The sequence below is a fragment of the Nocardia aurantia genome (assembly GCF_009604425.1).
Classification (GTDB): Bacteria; Actinomycetota; Actinomycetes; order Mycobacteriales; family Mycobacteriaceae; genus Nocardia; species Nocardia aurantia.
The window spans coordinates 437,610-458,230 of record NZ_WEGI01000007.1; the positions used below are offsets into that span (position 1 = coordinate 437,610).

Here is a 20,621-nt window from a genome sequence, read left to right on the forward strand (position 1 = left end):
AACATCAAGTGGCAACTCTGTCCCTGTGACCCAGACCAGAACCCTCAGCCGGACCGCCGCCGAGACCGCGGTCGGTCGCGCTGCCGAGACGACCACGGTCATTCGCGCGCCACGGACCGCAGACGGCGCACCGCTGTGGCGGATCGCCGTGGATTCCCGAGTGCTGGACGCCAATTCCAGCTACGCCTACCTGCTCTGGTGCCGCGACTTCCGATCCACCTCCGTGGTCGCCGAGATCGATTCGCAGGTGGCCGGTTTCGTCATCGGATACCTCCGTCCGCAGGCTCGAAACACGTTGTTCGTGTGGCAGGTCGCCGTCGACCATCGCTTCCGCGGCCGCGGCCTGGCCGGCACGATGCTGGACCGGCTGGTCGGCAACGTTGCGGCACACGGCGTTTCGACCCTGGAGACCACGGTGTCCCCGGACAACGACGCCTCGCTGGCGATGTTCGCCGCGCTCGCGCGCCGGCACGGCACCGAACTCGAGCGGGAAGAACTGTTCACCCCACCAGATTTTCCGGACGGGCACCAAGCCGAGGACCTGTACCGGATCGCGCTGCAGACGGCGGCGCACACCGAAGAGGAGATCATCGATGACCACCGCTGAGATGACCGTTTTCGAGTCCATGGAATCGAACGTGCGCGGCTATTGCCGCGACTGGCCGACCCTGTTCGACACCGCCTCCGGCGCCTGGCTGCGCGACAGCCAGGGCCGCGACTACCTGGACTTCTTCGCCGGTGCGGGCGCGCTGAACTACGGCCACAACAACCCGGTCCTGAAGGCCGCGCTGATCGACTACATCGCGCGCGACGGGATCACCCACGGCCTGGACATGTCCACGGCCGCCAAACGGGATCTGCTGCAGGCCATCGACCGGGTGCTGCTGACCCCGCGCGGACTGGACTACAAGGTGCAGTTCCCCGGCCCGACCGGCGCCAACGCCGTGGAGGCGGCACTCAAGCTGGCGCGTAAGGTGACCGGCCGCACCACGGTGCTGAACTTCACCAACGCCTTCCACGGCATGACCCTGGGCGCGCTGGCCGTGACCGGCAACGCCGCCAAGCGCGCGGGCGCGGGAGTGCCGCTGTCCCACGTGAATTCGATGCCCTTCGACGGCTACCTGGACGACGCCGACGAGCTGTCCTGGATGGAGCGCGCGCTGGACGACGGCTCCTCGGGCGTCGACAAGCCCGCGGCGGTGATCGTCGAGACCGTGCAGGGCGAGGGCGGGGTCAACGTGGCGCGGCCGCAGTGGCTGCGCCGCCTGGCCGAATTGTGCTCCGCGCGTGACATTCTGCTGATCGTCGACGATGTGCAGATGGGCTGCGGCCGGACCGGGCCGTTCTTCTCCTTCGAGGTCGCGGGGATCACCCCCGACATCGTCACGTTGTCGAAATCCATCGGCGGCTACGGACTTCCGATGGCGCTGGTACTGATGCGGCCCGAGCTGGACCAGTGGACCCCGGGCGAGCACAACGGCACCTTCCGCGGCAACAACCCGGCCTTCGTCACCGCGACGGCCGCGCTGGAGCACTTCTGGTCCGACGGCACCCTCGCGGAATCCACCGCGGCCAAGGGTGATCGGATCCAGCGGTCGTTCACCGAACTGGTCGACGAATACCCGGGGCTCTCCACCCGGGGCCGGGGCCTGGTGCAGGGCCTGGTGTTCGAGGAGGCCTCGGAGGCGGGCAAGGTGTGCCACATCGCGTTCGAGCAGGGCCTGCTGGTGGAGACCTCCGGCGCCGACGACGAGGTGGTGAAACTGCTTCCGCCGCTGACGATCACCGACGACGAGCTGGATCACGGCCTGGGCGTGCTCACCCGGTCGGTCGCGGCCGTGCGGGGAGGCCACTGAGATGATCGTGCGCACCACCGCGGAGATCACCGGCACCGACCGGGACGTGGCCGCCGAGAGCTGGCGCAGCAAGCGCATCGTGCTCGGCGGCGACGGGGTCGGATTCTCCTTCCACGAGACCACGATCGAGCCCGGCACCGTCCACGAGTTCCACTATCAGCACCACGTCGAGGCGGTCTGGCTGGTGGAGGGCGAGGGCACCTTGTACGACCTCGACAACGACACGACGTACCCGCTCGGCCCCGGCACGATGTACCTGCTGAACGGGCACGAACGGCATCGGGTCGAGAGCCGTACCCGGATGCGGATGCTGTGTGTGTTCAACCCGCCGGTCACCGGCAAGGAGGTGCACGACGAGAACGGCGTGTACCCGCTGGTGGCCGCAGCAGAATAGGAGTCAGCGGATGACCGCGACGACACCGGAACCCGAACCGGCACTACCGATCCCGCCCACCTGGCCGGTGACCCCGGATCCGCGGGCGGCCTCGATCGAACATCCGATGGATCGGTACCGCACCCGCACCGTCGCGGCGGTACCGCCGATCGATCGCGACGATCCCGCGGTCTGGGGCGAGGTCACCACCCCGGAGCTGGCGGCCTTCGACACCGACGGCTACGCGATCTTCGACGAGCTGCTCAACCCGGCGGAGGTGGCCGATCTGGCCGCCGAGGTCGACCGGCTGGCCGGCGATCCGGAGCTGCGGGGCGATGAGCGGGTGATCGTGGAGAAGGCGTCGAACGGGGTCCGGTCGATCTTCGAGGTGCACCGGCTCAGCACCGTGATCGCGGAACTGGTTCGGCAGGAACGGATCGTGGGCCCGGCCCGGCAGGTGCTCGGCTCGGAGGTGTACATCCATCAGAGCCGGGTCAACTACATGCCCGGATTCTCGGGGGCCGGATTCTATTGGCACTCCGACTTCGAGACCTGGCACGCCGAGGACGGGATGCCCGCGCCGCGCGCGGTGAGCCTGTCGATCGCGCTGACGGACAACTTCCCGTTCAACGGCAGCCTGATGGTGATGCCCGGTTCGCATCGCACCTTCGTGGCCTGTCAGGGTGAGACGCCGCCGGAGAACTACCGGGAATCGTTGCGGGAGCAGCAGACCGGGGTGCCGGACCGGACGGCGCTGACCGATCTGGCGGACAAGCACGGGATCGCGCAGTTCACCGGGGCGCGGGGATCGGCGCTGCTGTTCGATTCGAATCTGCTGCACGGTTCGTCGAACAACATCACGCCGTTCCCGCGCTCGAATCTGTTCCTGGTGTTCAACAGCGTCGAGAACGCCTTGGACACACCGTATGCCGCGCCGGCGCCGCGCCCGGGGTACATCGCCGCCCGCGACGTCGTGCCGGTGCGCTGACCGAGAACCGCGCCGCCCGAGGGTGTTCGGGCGGCGCGGGCGGTCCGGACGGTCCGGGGCACGAGTGGACCGGCCGGGATCGGTGGGCGACCGTCACCGGACGATGTCGGTGCGGCCGACCGGACCGGCGAACCCGGCCCGGCAGAACCAGCGGCCCGGCTCGGTGACGATCCGAGCCGGGCCGGTGGTGACCGTCCGCTCAGCGCGGGTCGGTGAGCACCGCGTAGCGCGCGGTGTGCCCGTCCGCGGTGCCCCACTCGTACTGAATCGCGGTGAGGCGCTTGAAGAAATGTCCGACCGACAGTTCCTCGGTCATACCCATCGCGCCGTGCAACTGCACCGCCTCCTGACCCAGCAGCCGGGCCGCGCGCGCGACGGTGACCTTCGCCGCCGCCGCGGCGCGGGTCCGCTCCGCGGGTTCCGCGCCCAGCTTCAGCGTCACCAGGTAGGCCGCGGCCACCGCCTGCTCCAGTTCCAGATGCATGTCGACCATGCGGTGTTGCAGCGCTTGGAAACTCGCGATCGGCACGCCGAACTGCTGACGCTGCTTGGCGTAGCCGACGGTCTCGGCCAGGACCCGGCGCATCGCGCCGACGGCCTCCGCCGCGATCGCCGCGATCGCCTCGTCGCGCGCGGTGTCGATCGAATCGTCCGCTCCGCCTTCGGAACCCAGCAGCGCGCCGGCGGGCAGCCGGACACCGTCGAGGACGAGCTCGGCGGCCTGCCGCTCGTCGATGGTCCGGTACGCGTGCATCGTGATCCCGGCCGCGCCGGGGTCGACCACGAACAGCGAGAGGCCCTCGGTGCCGGGGATGCGGGCGGTCACCAGCAGGTGGGTCGCGATCGGGGCCGCGATCACCACCACCTTGGCGCCGTCGAGCACCCACTCCTCGCCCACCCGGCGCGCGGTCGTGCCGACCCGGTGCAGGTCGTACCCCGAATCCGCCTCCAGCGCGGCCAGCGCGGTGATCACTTCACCGGAGACGACGCCGTGCAGCAGCGACTCGGCGAGCTCCCCACCGGCCCGCCGCAGCAGTCCGGCGCCGACCACCACGGTGTCGACGAACGGCTCCACGACCAGGGCCGCGCCGAGCGCCTCGGCGATGATGAGGGTCTCGACCGGGCCGCCGCCGGATCCGCCGAAATCCTCCGGCAGGCTGGCGCCGAGGATGCCGACCTCCTCGGCGAAGGCATGCCAGATCTTCGGCTGCCAGCCCGCACCCGTGCGGGCGGCCGCCCGGCTCTCCTCCAAACCGTAACGGGCCGTGAGGAAGTCGGTGAGCGTGTCGCGGAGCAGCTGCTGCTCGGCGGTGTATTCGAAGTCCATCTACAGTCCCAGGGTTGCCTTGGCGATGATGTTGCGCTGAATCTCGTTGCTGCCGGCGTAGATCGAGCCGGCGCGGTCGTTGAAGTAGCGCAGCGGCGCGACGGCCTGCCACGGCTCGCCGCCGAGGAAGCCGTCCGCGGGTGCGCGGTAGTCGACCACCGGGCCGCCGGGCATGGCGGCGTGCGGCTGGTACATCCGGCCGCGCGGGCCCGCGGCCTCCAGGGTCAGTTCGGTGATGCGCTGACTGAGCTCGGTACCGAGGATCTTCAGCGTCGACGCCGCCGGGCCCGGATCCTTGCCCCGCGAGACCGCGGCCATGGTCCGGTATTCCAGGATCTCCAGCACGTCCGCGCGGATCCGGGCGTCGGCGAGCCGGGCCGCGAACGCTGGATCGTCGAGCAGGACGCCGCCCGCCGGTCCGGGCTGGTTGGCGGCGTGCTGCGCCAGCGTCTCCCCCAGCGCCTGCAGGTACGGCCCCAGCGCCCCGCCGCGCTCGAAGTTCAGCAGGTACTTGGCGACCGTCCAGCCCTCGTCGATGCGGCCGAGGACGTTCTTCTTCGGCACCCGCACCTGATCGAAGAACACCTGGTTCTGCACCTGCTCGCCGGAGGTCATGACCAGCGGCCGCACCTGGATGCCCGGGGTGTCCATCGGAATGAGCACGAAGGTGATGCCCTGCTGTTTGCGCTCCTTCTTCGAGGTGCGCACCAGCGCGAAGATCCAGTTGGCCTCGGTGGCGTGGGTGGTCCAGATCTTGCTGCCGGTGCAGATCAGGTCGTCACCGTCGTCGACGGCGGCCATGGTCAGCGAGGCCAGGTCGCTGCCCGCCTCCGGCTCCGAGTAGCCCTGGCAGAAGAACACCTCGCCGGTGAGGATGCCCGGCAGGAAGTAGTCCTTCTGCTCCTGGGTGCCGAAGGCGATGATCGCGTGCGCGACCATCCGGATGCCCATCGGCGACAGTCCCGGCGCCCCGGCCAATACCGACTCGCGGTCGAAGATGTAGTGCTGGGCGACGCTCCAGTCGCAGCCGCCGTACTCGACCGGCCACAGCGGCGCGGCCCAGCCGCGCGCGTGCAGAATGTGCTGCCAGGCCATGCTGGCCTCGTGGTCCGGGTACACACTGGTGGCCAGGCGGCCGGCGCGGCGCAGTTCGGGAGTCAGGTTCTCGTCCAGAAAACGCCGCACCTCGTCGCGAAACGCCAGATCGGTGGGCGACCAGTCCAGATCCACGGAGAACTCCTTGTTCGGTATGTGGTGCTCTACCTTCTCATTCGATGCCAGAGTAGCGCAAATGAAGGTTAACTTACCTCCAGCCCGGGCACCCCTTGACATTCCACAGTGAGAGGTGGATCCTTGGGGTACACATTCCACTGAGGAACATTGATCCTGGAGGATCGTCCCATGGACATCGCGACCGGCACCCGCGCCTCCGACGCCGAGCGCCAGGAGATCGTCGCCCAGCTGGCCCGCCACCTGAGCGACGGCCGCATCGACCTCACCGAATACGACCAGCGGGTGGCCACGGTCTGGGCCACCACCACCCGCGACGATCTGCAGCGCGTCCTGGGCGACCTACCGCCGGTGCGCGCCGCGTCCACACCCGCACAGCCCGGCTCGCGCCGGCGCATCCCGCTCTGGCAGCGCATCGAGGCGTCCGCATGGCTGGGCGTCAGCCTGCTCTGCGTCGTGATCTGGGCCCTGGTCGGCATCGGGCTCGGCGAATTCACCTACCCGTGGCCGCTGTGGGTGATCGGCCCCTGGGGCGCGGTCCTGGTGTTCCGGATGCTGACCGGCTGGGAATCCGGCGCCGGCTGCGGGACGCGCCGCCGCTAGCCGGTTCCGGGCCTTGCCCGATCCGGTCGTCACGCGGAAGGATGGCACGGTACGCCGTACGACACGCACCGAAGGACACGCGATGAAGACACGGATCAACTGCCCCTGCGGCGAATACATCACCGGCGAGACCGAGGACGAGCTGGTGTCGAAGACCAAGGCGCACCTCTCCGAGAAGCACCCGGGCCACGACTACAGCCGCGACGAGATCCTGTTCATGGCCTACTGACCGGCCGCCGGTCGCTTCGCCCGGCGGATCGATCGCCGCGGGCAGCACACGGGCCGCCTTCCCGAGCGGAAGGCGGCCCGTGCTGTGCGCCCCACCGAGATTCAGCCCCGGTACGGATACTCGCGATCGAGAGCGAGATTCAGCTCCACCACGTTCACCCGCGGCTCCCCCGCGAACCCGAGGACCCGCCCGTAGGTATTCGCCTCGACGAGAGCCCGCACCCGATCCTGTTCGATACCACGGGTTTTCGCGATCCGCGGGATCTGGATCGACGCGTACGCCGGCGAGATATCCGGATCCAGGCCGGAAGCCGAGGCCGTCACGGCATCGCTCGGCACCGGGGTGTCCACGCTCGCGCTGCCCGCGACCGGGACGATCTGCCCCGCCGAATAGTCCTCGCCCGGCTTCGCGCACTCCACCGCGACGCCCCGGTAGAACGCGAGGAACGGGGTCTTCGTGACCCGGCAGTCCTCGTTCACGCTGACCACCCGCACCGGGGAATCCACCGTCCCCTTGGCGTTGCGCTCGCCGATCACCGACAGCACCGCGCCGACGGCGCCGGGGGTGCAGAACGGCCGGCCGCCGTCCACGCCCTCGAGCCTCCCCACCGCCAGGCTGCGCGAGCAGACCGTGGACAGCAGCGCCTGCTTGTCCTTCTTCGGATCGTCCGGATCGATCGTGTCGACGATGCTCTCCGGCCCCTGGTTGCCGAAGCTCGAGTTGGTCGCGTCGTAGCCGTCGGGGATGCTGCCGTCCGACGGCGCCGCATTCGACGGGCGGGTCTGGAAATACTGGTTCAGGGCCGTGCCCTTGCCGTCGGTGTAGGCCTGCCCGATCAGGCTGGAGCCCACGATCTTCCCGTCCTGCCGCAACAGCGACCCCTCGGCCCGGTCGTGCAGCCCGGGCAGTTGCGCGATCGCGAAAACCACGAGCGGATAAGCGATTCCGGTGATCACCGTGAGCACCAGCAGCGCGCGCAGCGCCGCGAGGTGTTGGCGGATCCAGGTCGACATGCGCATCAGGACATCCCAGGGAAGAATCGAATGACGAGGTCGATCAGCTTGATGCCGGCGAAGGGCGCGACGATGCCGCCGAGGCCGTAGACGAGCAGGTTGCGGCTCAACAACTTCGACGCGCTCGACGGCGTGTACTTCACGCCGCGCAGCGCCAGCGGGATCAACAGCACGATCACGATCGCGTTGAAGATGACCGCGGACAGGATCGCCGACTGCGGACTGTGCAGCCGCATGACGTTCAGCACGTCCAGGCCGGGGAACAGCCCCACGAACATCGCCGGGATGATCGCGAAGTACTTCGCGATGTCGTTGGCGATGGAGAACGTGGTGAGCGCGCCACGGGTGATCAGCAATTGCTTGCCGATCTCGACGATCTCGATCAACTTGGTCGGATCCGAATCCAGATCCACCATGTTGCCGGCTTCCTTGGCCGCCGAGGTGCCGGTGCTCATCGCGACCCCGACGTCGGCCTGGGCCAGGGCGGGCGCGTCGTTGGTACCGTCCCCGGTCATCGCGACCATGCGGCCGCCCTGCTGCTCCTTCCTGATCAGTGCCAGCTTGTCCTCGGGAGTCGCCTCCGCGAGAAAGTCGTCCACGCCCGCCTCGTCGGCGATCGCCTTGGCGGTCAGCGGATTGTCGCCGGTGATCATGACGGTGCGGATACCCATCGTGCGCATCGCGTCGAACCGCTCGCGCATGCCCTGTTTGACGACATCCTTGAGATGGATCACGCCGAGCACCCGCGCCGCGCCGCCGGCGATCTCCCCGACCACCAGGGGAGTACCGCCCGAGGCGGAGATCCCGTCGACGGTCTCGCCGAGCTGTTCCGGCACGAAACCGCCTGCGGCCCGGACCCATTCGGTGACGGCACTGGCCGCCCCCTTGCGCAGCCGGTGACCATCGGCGAGATCCACTCCCGACATGCGGGTCTGCGCGGTGAATTCCACCCAGGTGGCGCCGATCAGCTCACCCGCCGTCCGCTCCCGCTTGCCGAACGCCTGCTTCGCGTACACGACAATCGAACGCCCCTCGGGGGTTTCGTCCGCGAGGCTGGAAAGCTGTGCCGCATCGGCCAATTCGTCGGGAGAGATGCTCGGCGCCGGAACGAAGTCCGAGGCCTGCCGGTTACCGAGGGTGATGGTGCCGGTCTTGTCCAGCAGCAGCGTGTTCACGTCGCCCGCGGCCTCGACCGCACGACCGGACATGGCGAGCACGTTGCGCTGCACCAGCCGATCCATCCCCGCGATCCCGATCGCCGACAGCAGCGCCCCGATCGTGGTGGGAATCAGGCACACCAGCAGCGACACCAGCACGATCCCGGTGACGCCGTGGCCGTCCAGCGCCGGATTGTCCGCCACACCAGGGTTGTTCGCCTTCGAGAAGATCGCCAGCGGCTGCAGGGTCGCCACCGCGAACACGAAGATGATCGTGAGCGCGGCCAGCAGGATGTTCAGCGCGATCTCGTTGGGCGTCTTCTGCCGCTTCGCGCCCTCGACCAGCGCGATCATCTTGTCGATGAACGAGCCGCCGGGCTCCTGGGTGATCCGCACGACGATCCGATCGGACAGCACCGTGGTGCCGCCGGTCACCGCCGACCGGTCACCGCCGGATTCCCGGATCACCGGCGCGGATTCACCGGTGATGGCCGACTCGTCCACGGACGCGATGCCTTCCACGACATCACCGTCGCCGGGGATCACCTCGCCCGCCTCGACGACGACGTGATCGCCGCGCAGCAGGTCCGGAGCCGGAACCCGAAGTTCGGCGACCCGCGTGGCACCGGGCTGCCAGTCGGTCAGTTTCCGGGCGATGGTATCGGTCTTGGCCTTGCGCAGTGCATCGGCCTGCGCCTTGCCGCGGCCCTCGGCGACGGCCTCGGCCAGATTCGCGAAAAGCACCGTCAGCCAAAGCCATACGACGATCGCCCAGGAGAAGAACGTCGGATCGGTGATCGCGAGCACCGTGGACCACACCGCGCCGATCTCCACGATCAGCATCACCGGGTTCTTCCACAGCGTGCGCGGATCCAGTTTCCGCAGCGCGTCCGGCAGCGATCTCCACAGCAACTGCGGATCGAACATACCGCTGCGCACCCGGCCCGTCCGGGCCGGATTCTCGGGTTTCGACACCGTGGTGTCGAGAACGGGGGTGCTCATGATCAGTGAATTCCTTCGGCGATCGGTCCGAGCGCCAGCGCGGGCAGGAAGGTGAGGGCGACCAGGATGACGGTCACACCGGCGACCATGCCCACGAACTGCGGCCGGTGCGTCGGCAGCGTGCCCTCGGAGGCGGGCGTATGACCTTGGGCGGCAAGCGAACCGGCGAGCGCGAGCGCGAACACGATCGGCACGAACCGGCCGAACGCCATGGCCAGGCCCAACGCGGTGTTCCACCACACGGTGTTACCGGACAGACCCGCGAAGGCGGAACCGTTGTTGTTGGCCGCGGAGGTGAAGGCATAGAGCACCTCGGACAGTCCGTGTGGTCCGCTGTTGGCCATCCCGGCCCGCTCGCCGGGCAACGCCATCGCCACCCCGGTACCGAGCAGCACGATAAGCGGCGTGGTCAGGAAATAGGCCGAGGCCAGCTTGATCTCGCGCGGATTGATCTTCTTACCCAGGTACTCCGGGGTGCGGCCCACCATCAGGCCGGCGACGAAGACCGTGATCACCGCGAGGATCAGCATGCCGTAGAGACCGGACCCGGTGCCGCCGGGCGCCACCTCGCCCAACTGCATGTTGAACATCGTCATCATGCCGCCGAAGCTGGTGTACGAATCGTGCGCGGAGTCCACCGCCCCCGTCGAGGTGAGCGTGGTCGCGGTCGCGAAGGTGGCCGAGTCCGCGACACCGAAGCGGGTGTCGATGCCCTCCATGGCGGCGCCGACCGCGGTCGGCACGGTGCCGTGGTGATGCAACTGGAAGAAGTTCTGCAGCACCAGGCTGAAGATCGCCAGTGTGCTCATCACGGCAACGATCGCGTAGCCCTGCCTGGTGCTGCCGACCATCCGCCCGAAGGTGCGCGGCAGCGAGAAGCTGACCAGCAACAACAGAAAAATCTCCAGCCAGTTCGTCCACGCGGTCGGATTCTCGAACGGGTGGGCGGAGTTCACGTTGAAGAAGCCGCCACCGTTGGTGCCGAGTTCCTTGATCACCTCCTGGCTCGCGACGGGTCCGCCCGGCAGGGTCTGCGAACCGCCGTTCCCGGCCGTCGCGGCGACCTGGTCGAACAGGTGGAAGTTCTCGATCACGCCGCCGGCGATCATCACGATCGCGAACACCAGCGCCAACGGCAACAGAATACGGATGGTTCCCCTCACCAGATCCACCCAGAAGTTGCCGAGATCGTTGCTTCGGTTGCGCGCGAACCCACGCACCAGCGCGATGGCGACGGCCATGCCGACGGCGGCGGACACGAAGTTCTGCACCGTCAGACCCGTCATTTGGACCAGGTGACCCATGGTCTGCTCGCCGGAGTAGTTCTGCCAGTTCGTATTGGTGACGAAGCTGATCGCGGTGTTCCAGGCCAGATCCGCGGACATCGTGGTGCCCGGGTGCGGTAGATGCCACGGCAGATGGCCCTGCAGCAATTGGAAGAAGTACAGGAACAGCACACCGATCGCCGAGAACGCCAGCGCGCTACGCGCGTACACCGCCCACGGCTGCTCGACATCCGGCTGCACCCCGATGGCCCGGTAGATCACCCGCTCGGCCCGGGAGTGTTCGGTGCCGGAGTACACCCGGTACATGTAATCGCCCAACGGCAGATGTACGAGGGCGAGCGCGACGATCAGGGCCGCGACGAAAACGATCCCCGCAGTGGTCGTGTTCACTCAGAACCTCTCAGGAAAGAGCAGCGCCGCCACCAGATACACGGCGACAGCAACGGCGAGAACCAAGCCGATGATGTTCTGCGTCACAGCTTTTCCACTCCCCGTTGGATCAGGCCGAGCAGCGCGAAAATCGCCACCGTCGCCACCGTGAACACCACGACAGACATGTCGAAACCTCTCTCGAGAAAGCCGCGCATTCCGAGATGCGCCGCACTGAGTGAAACGCCCGTTCAAGTCTGATTCGAGACCCTTGACGCCTTCTTTGCGCCTCACCCTCCCGCATTGACGAGCCGTTTACGCCAAGCGCCGGACAGCGCGTCAGCAATCCGTTCAGACCGCAGTCGAAGCCGTAGAGAAACCATCAAGCGACCCGAACCGTGCGTAGCCGGCCAGCCGGCTTCGCTCCGGCGGCCGGGACACAGCCGAGGTCCTCGGCAGCCCGAAGGCAGTCGCGCGATCGCCGTCCCCGCCGACGGGCATCGGTTACCGTTACCGAGTGGCGAGTTTCCCTGCTGGACAATGGCATAACGGCGCGACAGCGCTACGCAGGTACTTCGGCCCTGTCACCGCTCCCACGGTCGACGACGTCGAAGGCCTGTGGAACGCGGAGATCGACGCGGCGCGGGTCGCCGGCGAAGAGCCGTACTACAAGCTGCTCCTGGAGCAGTACAAGATGTACACCGAGATGGCCGACCGCATCAGCGCGCGCCGCGGCCTGACGAACACCTTCTTCCTGACCTTCAACACCACGATGTTCTCGGCGATCGCGTTCTTCTTCAAGGACACCCCGCATCTGTCGCGGGGGCTCCTGGTGTTCCCGCTGCTGGGCCTGCTGATCCAGTGCCTGGCCTGGTACTGGCTGTTGCGCTCCTACCGCCAGTTGAACGCCGGGAAATACGTCGTGGTCGGCGCGCTGGAACAACGCCTACCCGCCAGTCCCTACTGGCGAGCGGAATGGGCAGCGCTCGGCAAAGGAGCGGAACCGTCGCGCTACCTGCCCCTGACCCACATCGAACAACTCATCCCGATGCTGTTCGCGGCCACCTACCTGCTGGGCTTCATCGCCGTTCTGATCAGCTGAGCGTCCCCGACCGGTCGCCGAGGAACTCGTGCCGGATCAACTCACCGAGCCGGTAGAACGTGTGATCGATGTTGTCGCGCGGAAAGGTCAGCAGATATTGCGGCGGGGTGTAAGGCACGAAACTACAGTCCTCCTCGGCCAGCACGATGACGCGATCGAAGCCGTACCGCCCCTGGAACAACCCGATCTCGTGCACCACATTCGAACGTCCCTGGCGTTTGCCCTCGCCCGCATCATCTTCGGCGGTCAGCACGCAGATGGCGAAACTGCATCGCTCCAGGTATTCGGCCAGCGCCTCGGTGACCTGCAGCCCACCCCACGGATCGCTTTCGAACGCGAACACCGGAAGATGGAAATACTGCTGCACGAATCCCTCGACCACGCGCCACTCGGTGCTGTGGCCGTGACTCACGAACACCCCACCCGGGACCGCGCCCGAACGACGCCCGCGGTCCAGCGCCCGAATGAAATCCTTTGTCACCGTGGCGAACTGACTGTGACCGGTGCTTCCCACGTAGCTCAGCTTGTGTCTAGCCAGCGTCATCCCCAGCAGTGATCCCAGTTCGACATGCAGTCGATCCGAAGTGAGCACGGTCAAGAGACCGGCCGCGAACACATCCCCTGCCCCGGTCGAATCCTGAATCTCGTCGTCGGGCAACGGGTTCTGGCCATAGAAGTCGCCGACCACCTTCTGCCCGTCCCGACGGAACGACCAGATCCCGGCCGCGCGTTTGACGATCACGACGGCCGAAGGGCTGTCGAACGAGGCCAGAACACGAGCCGCGATGTCCTCGTTCGACTCTCCCGCCGCGTACCGGCCGATCTCGTGGAATTCCCGATTGTTGAGCAGAAGGTAGTCACTGGTCCGGATGATCCCGAGAACCTCCGGAGTCCGCTGCACGGACCACACATGACCGGGATCGAAACAGATCATGGTCCCCGTGCCGGCCGCCTTCACCGCCCGCAACAACTTCAGCAGATGACCGGCGGTCGAGTCGTCCAGGAAGGAGGTGACGTGGAGCAGACGAGCGCCGGCGAGATAGTCGACGATCTCGGCGAATCGACGCTCGAGATATTGCCCCATATCGTGATTCGCGCCCGCGTGGGTCAACAGCGTCCGATCACCGGCCTCGTTGAGCGAGAAGCAGATTCCGCACGCCTTCGACTCGTCGACCGACACGAACCGATGGTCGACGCCGAGCGCCGCCAACCGATCGATGATCGTCACACCGATCACCGGAGAGTGTCCCGCCACACCGACATACCCCAGGCGAAGTCCGGTTCCGGTGGCCGCCATCGCATGGATCGCGTTGAACGCCGACCCGCCCAGGGCCGCCGTCGGCGCCGCGGAACTCGCGATATCGATGGCCCCGTAGATGGTGTCCGCCCCCACGGACAACTCGATCCCGCTCTCCAGCAGCTGATCCTCCCCGGCGACCAACTCCCGGAGCTGAGCGGTGAGGGTGCGCCCGCTCGAATCCCGCTCCGCAGCCGCACGAGTGGTGATGTAGTCGAGATTCAACGCGCCGATGCCGACGACATCCAACGTGTAGGCCATGTCCCCACTCCCGCCTCTGCTCCGATGGTGGCCTCAGACACGACTCGAGGCACTCTTGCCGCCACCCGGAAGCTCCCGGAGCAACATGCGATGCAACTCCAGGAACTTCGCTTCGACCCGCCCCCTCGGAAACTCCAACCGGATCAGGCCCGAGAGGTTCGTGAACAGATCGCACCCGTCCTCGACCAGAATCGCGACCCGGCCGAATCCGTACCGCCCTTGCAGGATACCGACCTGATGCACGATCGCCTGGCTCGGTTGCCGGAACCCGTGGACGGAATCTCGCGCGCTCAGGATGCACACGGCGAACCCACACCGGGACAGCGGCCCACCAACGGCCGCCTCGAACCCGCCGGCGTCGAAGTCGGCCGGACCGAGCTGATCGGTCTCCAGCCCACAGCGCCGCTCCAGAAACCGTTGCACGTCTTGCCATTGCGGATTCTCGTCGTGCAGGATCAGCACCCGCCGCACTCCGGTGACGGGCGGCCGATCCCGCTGCTGAAGAAATCCGTCCCCGAGATCGGGCAACCCCACCACGGACATCGATCGCAACTTGTGCCGCGCCAGCATGAGCCCCAGGTACCCGCCGAGTTCGACCTCGAGCCGACCGGAAACGAACGCGGCGATCATCGCCGCGGCGAACACGTCCCCAGCTCCCGTCGCGTCCTCGACCTCGGTCTCCCGCACCGGCCGCTGCAACTCGAAACGATAGGCACGCAACGCTTCCGGAGACCCACCGAACACCTCCGTGTAGTCATAGCGCTTCGTGACGAACACGGTAGCCCGCGGACTCTGCCGCAACACCCGGCCCGCCAGCACGAGATCGGTATCCCCGAGACTGTGAGCACCGAGTGCCTTGAACTCGCGATAGTTCACGAACAGCAGGTCGGCGAGCTCGATGATGCCCCGAACATCGTCGCTCGGATTGTCCGCCCAATCGAATCCGGGATCGAGGCTGATCCGCAGCTTCGGGTTACGATTTCGCGCCTCCCGCAATACCGCCAGCATCACGGCGGGCGTATCCGGATCCAGAAACGACGTGACATGAACGATCCGCCCGGAGGCCAGATACCCGGCAATACCGTCGAAGTTGTCCTCGAGATATCGCGCCATCCGAAGATTGGCCCCCGGCGAGGTCTGCATAACCCGCTCGTTGTCATCGATGAACGACAGGCACAATCCGCAATGATCCATCGGAAACCGCCCCACCCACCGATCCTCGATCCCGAGCTCGCTCATCTGCGCCCGAAACGACACCCCCGGCGCCTCGATCCGCCCCAGCACCCCCACATACCCCAACCGGAGCCCGACCCGCATCTGTGCCAGAGCATAGATCGTCAGCCACGCCGACCCCCCGAGCGAGAAGTTCAACGACGACGAACCGATGTTCCGAATGGCCGCCAGCACCGAGTCCCGATCGGTCGGCCCCTCCCGATTCCATTCGAACCGCGCCGTCGATTCCGTGATCCGCTCCGCCGCGAGCTCCGACAGACCCGACGCCGTGGCGATGACGTCGACATTCAAAGCGCCGAAACCGATAACGTCCGGTCGGTTCCATTTCCCCTTTTCTCCCACAGGTTCCCGCTGCTCGCCGCCGCCCACAAGTCCCCCTGCCCTGTCCATCCAAGAATTGGATCCCCCGCTTCGAAGCGTAGAGCAGTTACGAACGACCGCAAACCGATTCGTCCCACACCGAAGATTCACTACCACCGATTCCGAGGGAATTCCCAGCCCTGTTGCACCACACCCCGTGCGAGCGTAGCCTTTCCGCAGCCGGCTCGGGGACATCGTCAGGACACATCGGACAAGGAGCGGCGTGCGGATTTTGCCATCCGTTGCGGTAGGACGGATCGACGCGCTCGACAACAGCAACATGGATCCCAACCTGAACCGCGCAATTCAGTTGGGCCGGCATATGGCCGACCGGATCGAGATCACCGTCGCCGAGGCGCAGGACATCCTGACCCCTGGAGGCACGACCGAGGCCAAGTCGAAGGCGCTCCAGCGGGTGATAGCCGCAGTACGCGACTGCCCTGCCGACGTTCGGCTCGAAACTGCTGGTGCCAAACAGCTTTCGGGCAACCGAATGATCGGGTTCGAGGCCGAACGGGTATCCGGATCGCAGCCGCGACTACCGGAGCTGGGCCAGGTGGGCGACCGGTTCGTCGACGGCCAGACCGCGACGGTCAGCATGGACGGCAAGCCACTGGTCCGGGTCTTCCTGAGCTACAGCCAGAAGGACGAGGTCCGCGCCCGCGAATTGTGGCAGTTCCTACAGGAATTTGCCGAGATCGACCTCGTGTACCGCTTCGACTTCTGGGATTTCAACGACGGCAGCATCCTGCCCGGCGTCGACTGGCATCGAAAGACCCAGGCAGCGGTGGAGAACGGCGATCTCGGCATCTTCGCCGTGAGCCGGCACTTCCTGGCGAGCCAGTACATCAACGAGCACGAACTACCGGACTTCGTCGCCCGCAATGCCGCGGTACCAGTCCTGTTGGAGCCCATGAAGTTCGGCAAGGTCGACCTCAAGGGTCTCGAAGGCAAGCAGATCTTTCGTTGGCGGAACAAGGCTTTCGCCGAGAACCGCCTGAAAGCCGGACGGGAGGCGTGGGCCGAGGCACTCCGGGACGTCCTGCACGCGATCCTCGAGGACCGTGCAACAGCGCAGCGGCCTGTACCGGAACGTACCAAAGCGGCCCGAAACGCGCAGGCACGGCTGCGAGATCTCGAGGACACGCCTCATCTGACCCGCACTTACGGCCTCCCCGGCCGACTGCCGGGTGCGGACCGTCCACCGCTGCCCGCCGGCGGATCTCGGGTCGACGCGGTGCAATACCTGGTGGACTGGTCGCGTAGCGACCGCACCCCGTTGGCTGCCGTCCTCGGCGAATACGGTGTCGGAAAAACGCTCACCTGCCAGGCACTCGTCCGCGAATTACATCAGCGGCGAGATCAGGGCGACACGGCCGTACCCGACGCACTCTACTTCGATCTCCGCAATCTCACCCGGCTGCGGGAACGCGCAGTACCGACCGTGCACGAGATCCTGGACGAGTGCACGTCACGCGGATGGGGCGCAGGCGATTCGGGACGACCGTCCGCCGCCGAATTGCTGGACCGGGCCAAGCACAACCCGACGCTGTTCGTGATCGATGGCCTGGACGAGGCGCTGGTGCACCTGAGCGCGAGCGACGGGGTGGTCTTCACGCGAGAGTTGTTGAGCCTGCGCCCTTCTCATGACGCCCACTCGGTCGCGGGGCCCGACACCAAGGTGTTGTTGTCGTGCCGCACCCACTACTTTCGAACGGTCTCCGAACAGTACGGCCACTTCGTGGGGCAACACCGTGACGGCGCCTCGGCCGACGATTTCGAGGCTCTCCTACTGCTGCCGTTCGCCGAGGAACAGATTCGCGAGTACCTCGAGCGATCGGTGCCGGACCGGGATGCCGGACAAACATATGAAATGCTCGCGAGTCTCCATGACCTGAGCGACCTGATCCAACGCCCGATCACCCTCAAACTCGTCACCCAGCAGATTGAATACATCGAACAGCAACGCCTCACCGGAAACACTGTCTACGCAGCCGATATCTATCGCCACATCACCGCGGACTGGATCGAACGCGACAAGGGGAAAGGGAAGCTGCGCGCGGCCGACAAGGTGGTGCTCGCCACCGGATTGGCCGCGTGGATGTGGCGAGAGCGCAGCCGCACGGTCGATCTCTACCGCATCGAGAACTGGCTGCACGACGAGGTGGCCACCAACCCGGCGCTCCGCCGCTGCGCACAGATCGATGTCGAATTGCTGGACGAAGAACTGCGCACCGCTACTTTTCTAGTCAGGAAGGATGCGGCGGACGGTTCGGCCACAGAGGGTTTCCGCTTTGCCCACGCTTCCTTTCAGGAGTACTTCCTCGCGCAGTATCTTCTGCGGGCGATCATCGAAAATCACCCCGATGATTGGGACCTCGACCCCAGCGAGGAAACTCTCGACTTCCTGGGCCAGCTGTTGGAAAAGGACTCCCATCGCAGTGATATGCTTGCTGTGCTCGGTACCTGGCGGAGACGATACCGGCACGGAACCAGCGAACTACTTCTGCGTTACACGTTGCTGGCGAGACAGGCGGGCTGGCCCCATCCAGCTGTTTCCGGATCCGACCTCAGTGGCGCAAACCTGCGCAATTGGTGGTTCCGCGGTACCGACCACACCGGCTTGGATTTGTCGGGCGTGATCCTGACCGGTGCCGACCTTCGAAACAGCCGGTGGGATTTCGTGAATCTGCGTGGCGCCGATCTTTCTCGGACCCTATGGCAGTGGGCAGTTCTACATCGCTGCGATATGAACGGCTCCGATTTGAGCGAAGCGGATCTGCGCGGCGCTTATCTGCACTACTGTGCCGTGGACAACAGGAGCATCCTCGATCCGGAAAAGAAAGGGCCGAGGGTATTCGGATCCGCCGAATGCGAGCGGTCTGCATCGAACGAAGCTATTCAGACGACTCTGATCTCCCAGCAAGCACACAGGGCCTCCATCAGGTCGGCTCTGTGGTCGGTCGACGGAAACCGTATTCTCACGAGTGGCAGCGACGGCACCGCGCACGTATGGGACGCCCGGACAGGAGAAACCCTGCATGCTTCCGGCGGCCCCATCTCGTTCGGCCGCGTGGTCGCATGGTCACCCGACGAAACCCGTATCCTCACCGGCACCGACGACCACAGCGCTCATGTCTGGGACGCGTACAGCGGCGAAACACAACAGATCCTCATCGGGCACACCAGCATCGTCACATCGGCCGCCTGGTCATCCGACGGTAGCCACGCCGTTACCGGGAGTGACGACCACAGCGCTCGCGTCTGGGACACATACAGCGGCGAAACACGACAGATGCTCGTCGGGCATATCAGCCGGATCAACGCCGTCGCGTGGTCACCCGACGGAGTCCGCCTCGTCACTGGCAGCAGCGACAGTACGGCACGGGTGTGGGACGCTCGCACGGGCGAGACACTTCACATCCTCTGCGGACACGACGACCTCGTCCGCACCGTCGCCTGGTCGCCCGACGGAAACCACATCCTCACCGGCAGTATCGATGGCACAGCACGAATCTGGGACGCTCGCACCGGCGAGACACTCCACACCCAGACCGGGTACGACGAATTCGTCCGCACCGTCGCCTGGTCGCCCGACGGAAACCACATCCTCACTGGCAGCACCGATGGCACAGCGCACATTCGGGACGCCGGCACCGGCGAAACACTCCACACCCTCACCGGACACATCAATCGGATTACCACCGTCGCGTGGTCACCCGACGGAACACACATCCTCACCGGCAGCACCGACGGCATCACGCACATTCGGGACGCCGGCACCGGCGAAACACTCCACATCCTTCTCGGCCCCACCAGCATGGTCCGCGCGGTCACATGGTCACCCAACGGAAAATTCATCCTGACCGGCAGCAGCGACAGCACCGCGCACATCTGGAACGCTCACACCGGGGAAACACTCCACACCCTCACCGGACACACCACCAGCATCACCTCGGTCGCATGGTCACCCGACGGAACACACGTCCTCACCGGCAGCACCGACCGAACCGCCCGAATATGGAACTCCGACACCGGCGAAATCTGGCACACTTTCACCGGCCACGGCGGCTGGATCCGCACTGTCGCATGGTCACCCGACGGAACACAAGTCCTCACCGGCAGCGACGACAACGACCTCCGGATCTGGGACGCCCGAACGGGCGGAATTCTTCATACCCTCACCGGCCACACCAGCAGCATCACCTCGGTCGCATGGTCACCCGACGGAACACACATCCTCACCGGCAGCACCGACCGAACCGCCCGAATATGGAACGCCCACACCGGCGAAACCCTTCACGCCCTCACCGGCCACACCACTAGCATCACCTCGGTCGCATGGTCGCCTGACGGAACACACATCCTCACCGGCAGCGATGACGGCATGGCATGCGTCCGGGACGCTCAGACCAGCGGAATTCATCAGACCCTGACCGGCCACACCAGCAGCATCACCTCGGTCGCATGGTCACCCGACGGAACACACATCCTCACCGGCAGCACCGACCGAACCGCCCGAATATGGAACGCTCACACCGGGGAAACACTCCACACCCTCACCGGCCACACCACTAGCATCACCTCGGTCGCATGGTCGCCTGACGGAACACACATCCTCACCGGCAGCACCGACGGCACCGCCCGAATGTGGAACGCGACAACTTTCGCGGAAGAAATGCGAATTTGCCAGTTCGGGCCGAGCCAGGCTGCTGCGTGGCGGCCTGTCGACAACATCTTGACCTACGCATCTGAGGATGCCTGGCGCCATCTACGAGCCGGATGTTTCGACTCCGAGGGCCGGTTCGTACGCCTCGAACCTTATGAAAAGTACTATGCCCTAGGCCATTCCGGAACACGGCCGAGTGCACCGACGCCACCGCGCTCGAGATGATGCGCTGACAACGCCACCCAACTCGGTACCTGCGGATCACC

The 20,621-nt window shown here is 66.2% G+C and carries 17 protein-coding genes; 8 read left to right on the forward strand and 9 right to left on the reverse strand.

All coding sequences use genetic code 11. The annotated features are described in order from the left end of the window. The first annotated feature begins 25 nt into the window (after nt 1-25). From ectA to thpD, 4 genes are all read left to right on the forward strand, one after another. The gene (gene ectA / locus NRB56_RS18345; RefSeq protein WP_406603497.1) at nt 26-607 is read left to right on the forward strand and encodes a diaminobutyrate acetyltransferase; all 582 of its coding nucleotides are present in this window, start codon (nt 26-28) and stop codon (nt 605-607) included. Further along, nucleotides 594-1,856 carry a diaminobutyrate--2-oxoglutarate transaminase gene (ectB, locus tag NRB56_RS18350; protein ID WP_153343687.1) on the forward strand — a complete coding sequence of 421 codons (1,263 nt, stop codon included), beginning with the start codon at nt 594-596 and terminating at the stop codon, nt 1,854-1,856. Before ectA ends, ectB begins: the two co-directional genes overlap by 14 nt. 1 nt (nt 1,857) lies before the next feature. Further along, nucleotides 1,858-2,250 (forward strand): ectoine synthase, encoded by a 393-nt coding sequence (locus NRB56_RS18355; protein WP_153343689.1) that lies wholly within the window; start codon nt 1,858-1,860, stop codon nt 2,248-2,250. Nucleotides 2,251-2,356: 106 nt separating this feature from the next. Continuing rightward, nucleotides 2,357-3,217, forward strand: a complete 861-nt coding sequence (gene thpD / locus NRB56_RS18360) for an ectoine hydroxylase (protein ID WP_406603501.1) — start codon at nt 2,357-2,359, stop codon at nt 3,215-3,217. A gap of 199 nt (nt 3,218-3,416) precedes the next feature. Here the strand turns inward: thpD and NRB56_RS18365 are convergent, their stop codons facing one another. Both NRB56_RS18365 and NRB56_RS18370 read right to left on the reverse strand, forming a co-directional pair. Then, nucleotides 3,417-4,544 (reverse strand): acyl-CoA dehydrogenase family protein, encoded by a 1,128-nt coding sequence (locus NRB56_RS18365; RefSeq protein WP_153343693.1) that lies wholly within the window; start codon nt 4,542-4,544, stop codon nt 3,417-3,419. Beyond that, entirely contained in the window at nt 4,545-5,774 is a 1,230-nt protein-coding gene (locus tag NRB56_RS18370) for an acyl-CoA dehydrogenase family protein (protein WP_319943157.1), read from the reverse strand. It lies immediately after the preceding gene. A gap of 171 nt (nt 5,775-5,945) precedes the next feature. On the opposite strand from NRB56_RS18370, the gene NRB56_RS18375 reads away from it, so the two are divergent. Next, complete coding sequence (locus NRB56_RS18375; RefSeq protein WP_153343695.1) at nt 5,946-6,377, forward strand: DUF1707 SHOCT-like domain-containing protein; 432 nt, start codon at nt 5,946-5,948, stop codon at nt 6,375-6,377. Nucleotides 6,378-6,459: 82 nt separating this feature from the next. After that, on the forward strand, nt 6,460-6,606 hold the full coding sequence (locus tag NRB56_RS18380) for a DUF1059 domain-containing protein (RefSeq protein ID WP_019930024.1): 147 nt from the start codon (nt 6,460-6,462) through the stop codon (nt 6,604-6,606). A gap of 101 nt (nt 6,607-6,707) precedes the next feature. Here NRB56_RS18380 and NRB56_RS18385 read toward each other — a convergent pair whose 3' ends face one another. The 5 genes from NRB56_RS18385 to NRB56_RS39095 are packed head-to-tail and all read right to left on the reverse strand — an operon-like array spanning nt 6,708 to nt 11,651. After that, nucleotides 6,708-7,625: a potassium-transporting ATPase subunit C gene (locus NRB56_RS18385; protein ID WP_153343697.1), complete on the reverse strand. Its 918-nt coding sequence runs from the start codon at nt 7,623-7,625 to the stop codon at nt 6,708-6,710. Beyond that, a complete protein-coding gene (kdpB, locus tag NRB56_RS18390; RefSeq protein WP_153343699.1) occupies nt 7,625-9,778 on the reverse strand; it encodes a potassium-transporting ATPase subunit KdpB in 2,154 nt (717 codons plus the stop codon). Before kdpB ends, NRB56_RS18385 begins: the two co-directional genes overlap by 1 nt. A 2-nt stretch (nt 9,779-9,780) precedes the next feature. Beyond that, nucleotides 9,781-11,454, reverse strand: a complete 1,674-nt coding sequence (kdpA, locus tag NRB56_RS18395; RefSeq protein WP_319943158.1) for a potassium-transporting ATPase subunit KdpA — start codon at nt 11,452-11,454, stop codon at nt 9,781-9,783. Further along, a complete protein-coding gene (kdpF, locus tag NRB56_RS39090) occupies nt 11,455-11,541 on the reverse strand; it encodes a K(+)-transporting ATPase subunit F (RefSeq protein WP_319943180.1) in 87 nt (28 codons plus the stop codon). Continuing rightward, nucleotides 11,538-11,651, reverse strand: a complete 114-nt coding sequence (locus tag NRB56_RS39095) for a potassium-transporting ATPase (RefSeq protein WP_227837988.1) — start codon at nt 11,649-11,651, stop codon at nt 11,538-11,540. Before NRB56_RS39095 ends, kdpF begins: the two co-directional genes overlap by 4 nt. A 299-nt stretch (nt 11,652-11,950) precedes the next feature. Between NRB56_RS39095 and NRB56_RS18405 the strand changes: the two genes are divergently transcribed. Beyond that, entirely contained in the window at nt 11,951-12,535 is a 585-nt protein-coding gene (locus NRB56_RS18405) for a RipA family octameric membrane protein (protein WP_227837899.1), read from the forward strand. Here NRB56_RS18405 and NRB56_RS18410 read toward each other — a convergent pair. Together NRB56_RS18410 and NRB56_RS18415 are read right to left on the reverse strand one after the other, a co-directional pair. Further along, complete coding sequence (locus NRB56_RS18410; protein ID WP_153343701.1) at nt 12,528-14,093, reverse strand: PfkB family carbohydrate kinase; 1,566 nt, start codon at nt 14,091-14,093, stop codon at nt 12,528-12,530. The two genes, NRB56_RS18405 and NRB56_RS18410, sit on opposite strands and share 8 nt — an antisense overlap. A 33-nt stretch (nt 14,094-14,126) precedes the next feature. Next, the gene (locus tag NRB56_RS18415; RefSeq protein WP_227837901.1) at nt 14,127-15,968 is read right to left on the reverse strand and encodes a carbohydrate kinase family protein; all 1,842 of its coding nucleotides are present in this window, start codon (nt 15,966-15,968) and stop codon (nt 14,127-14,129) included. On the opposite strand from NRB56_RS18415, the gene NRB56_RS18420 reads away from it, so the two are divergent. Continuing rightward, on the forward strand, nt 15,910-20,580 hold the full coding sequence (locus tag NRB56_RS18420; RefSeq protein WP_153343703.1) for a WD40 domain-containing protein: 4,671 nt from the start codon (nt 15,910-15,912) through the stop codon (nt 20,578-20,580). The genes NRB56_RS18415 and NRB56_RS18420 overlap by 59 nt on opposite strands. Nucleotides 20,581-20,621 lie beyond the last annotated feature (41 nt).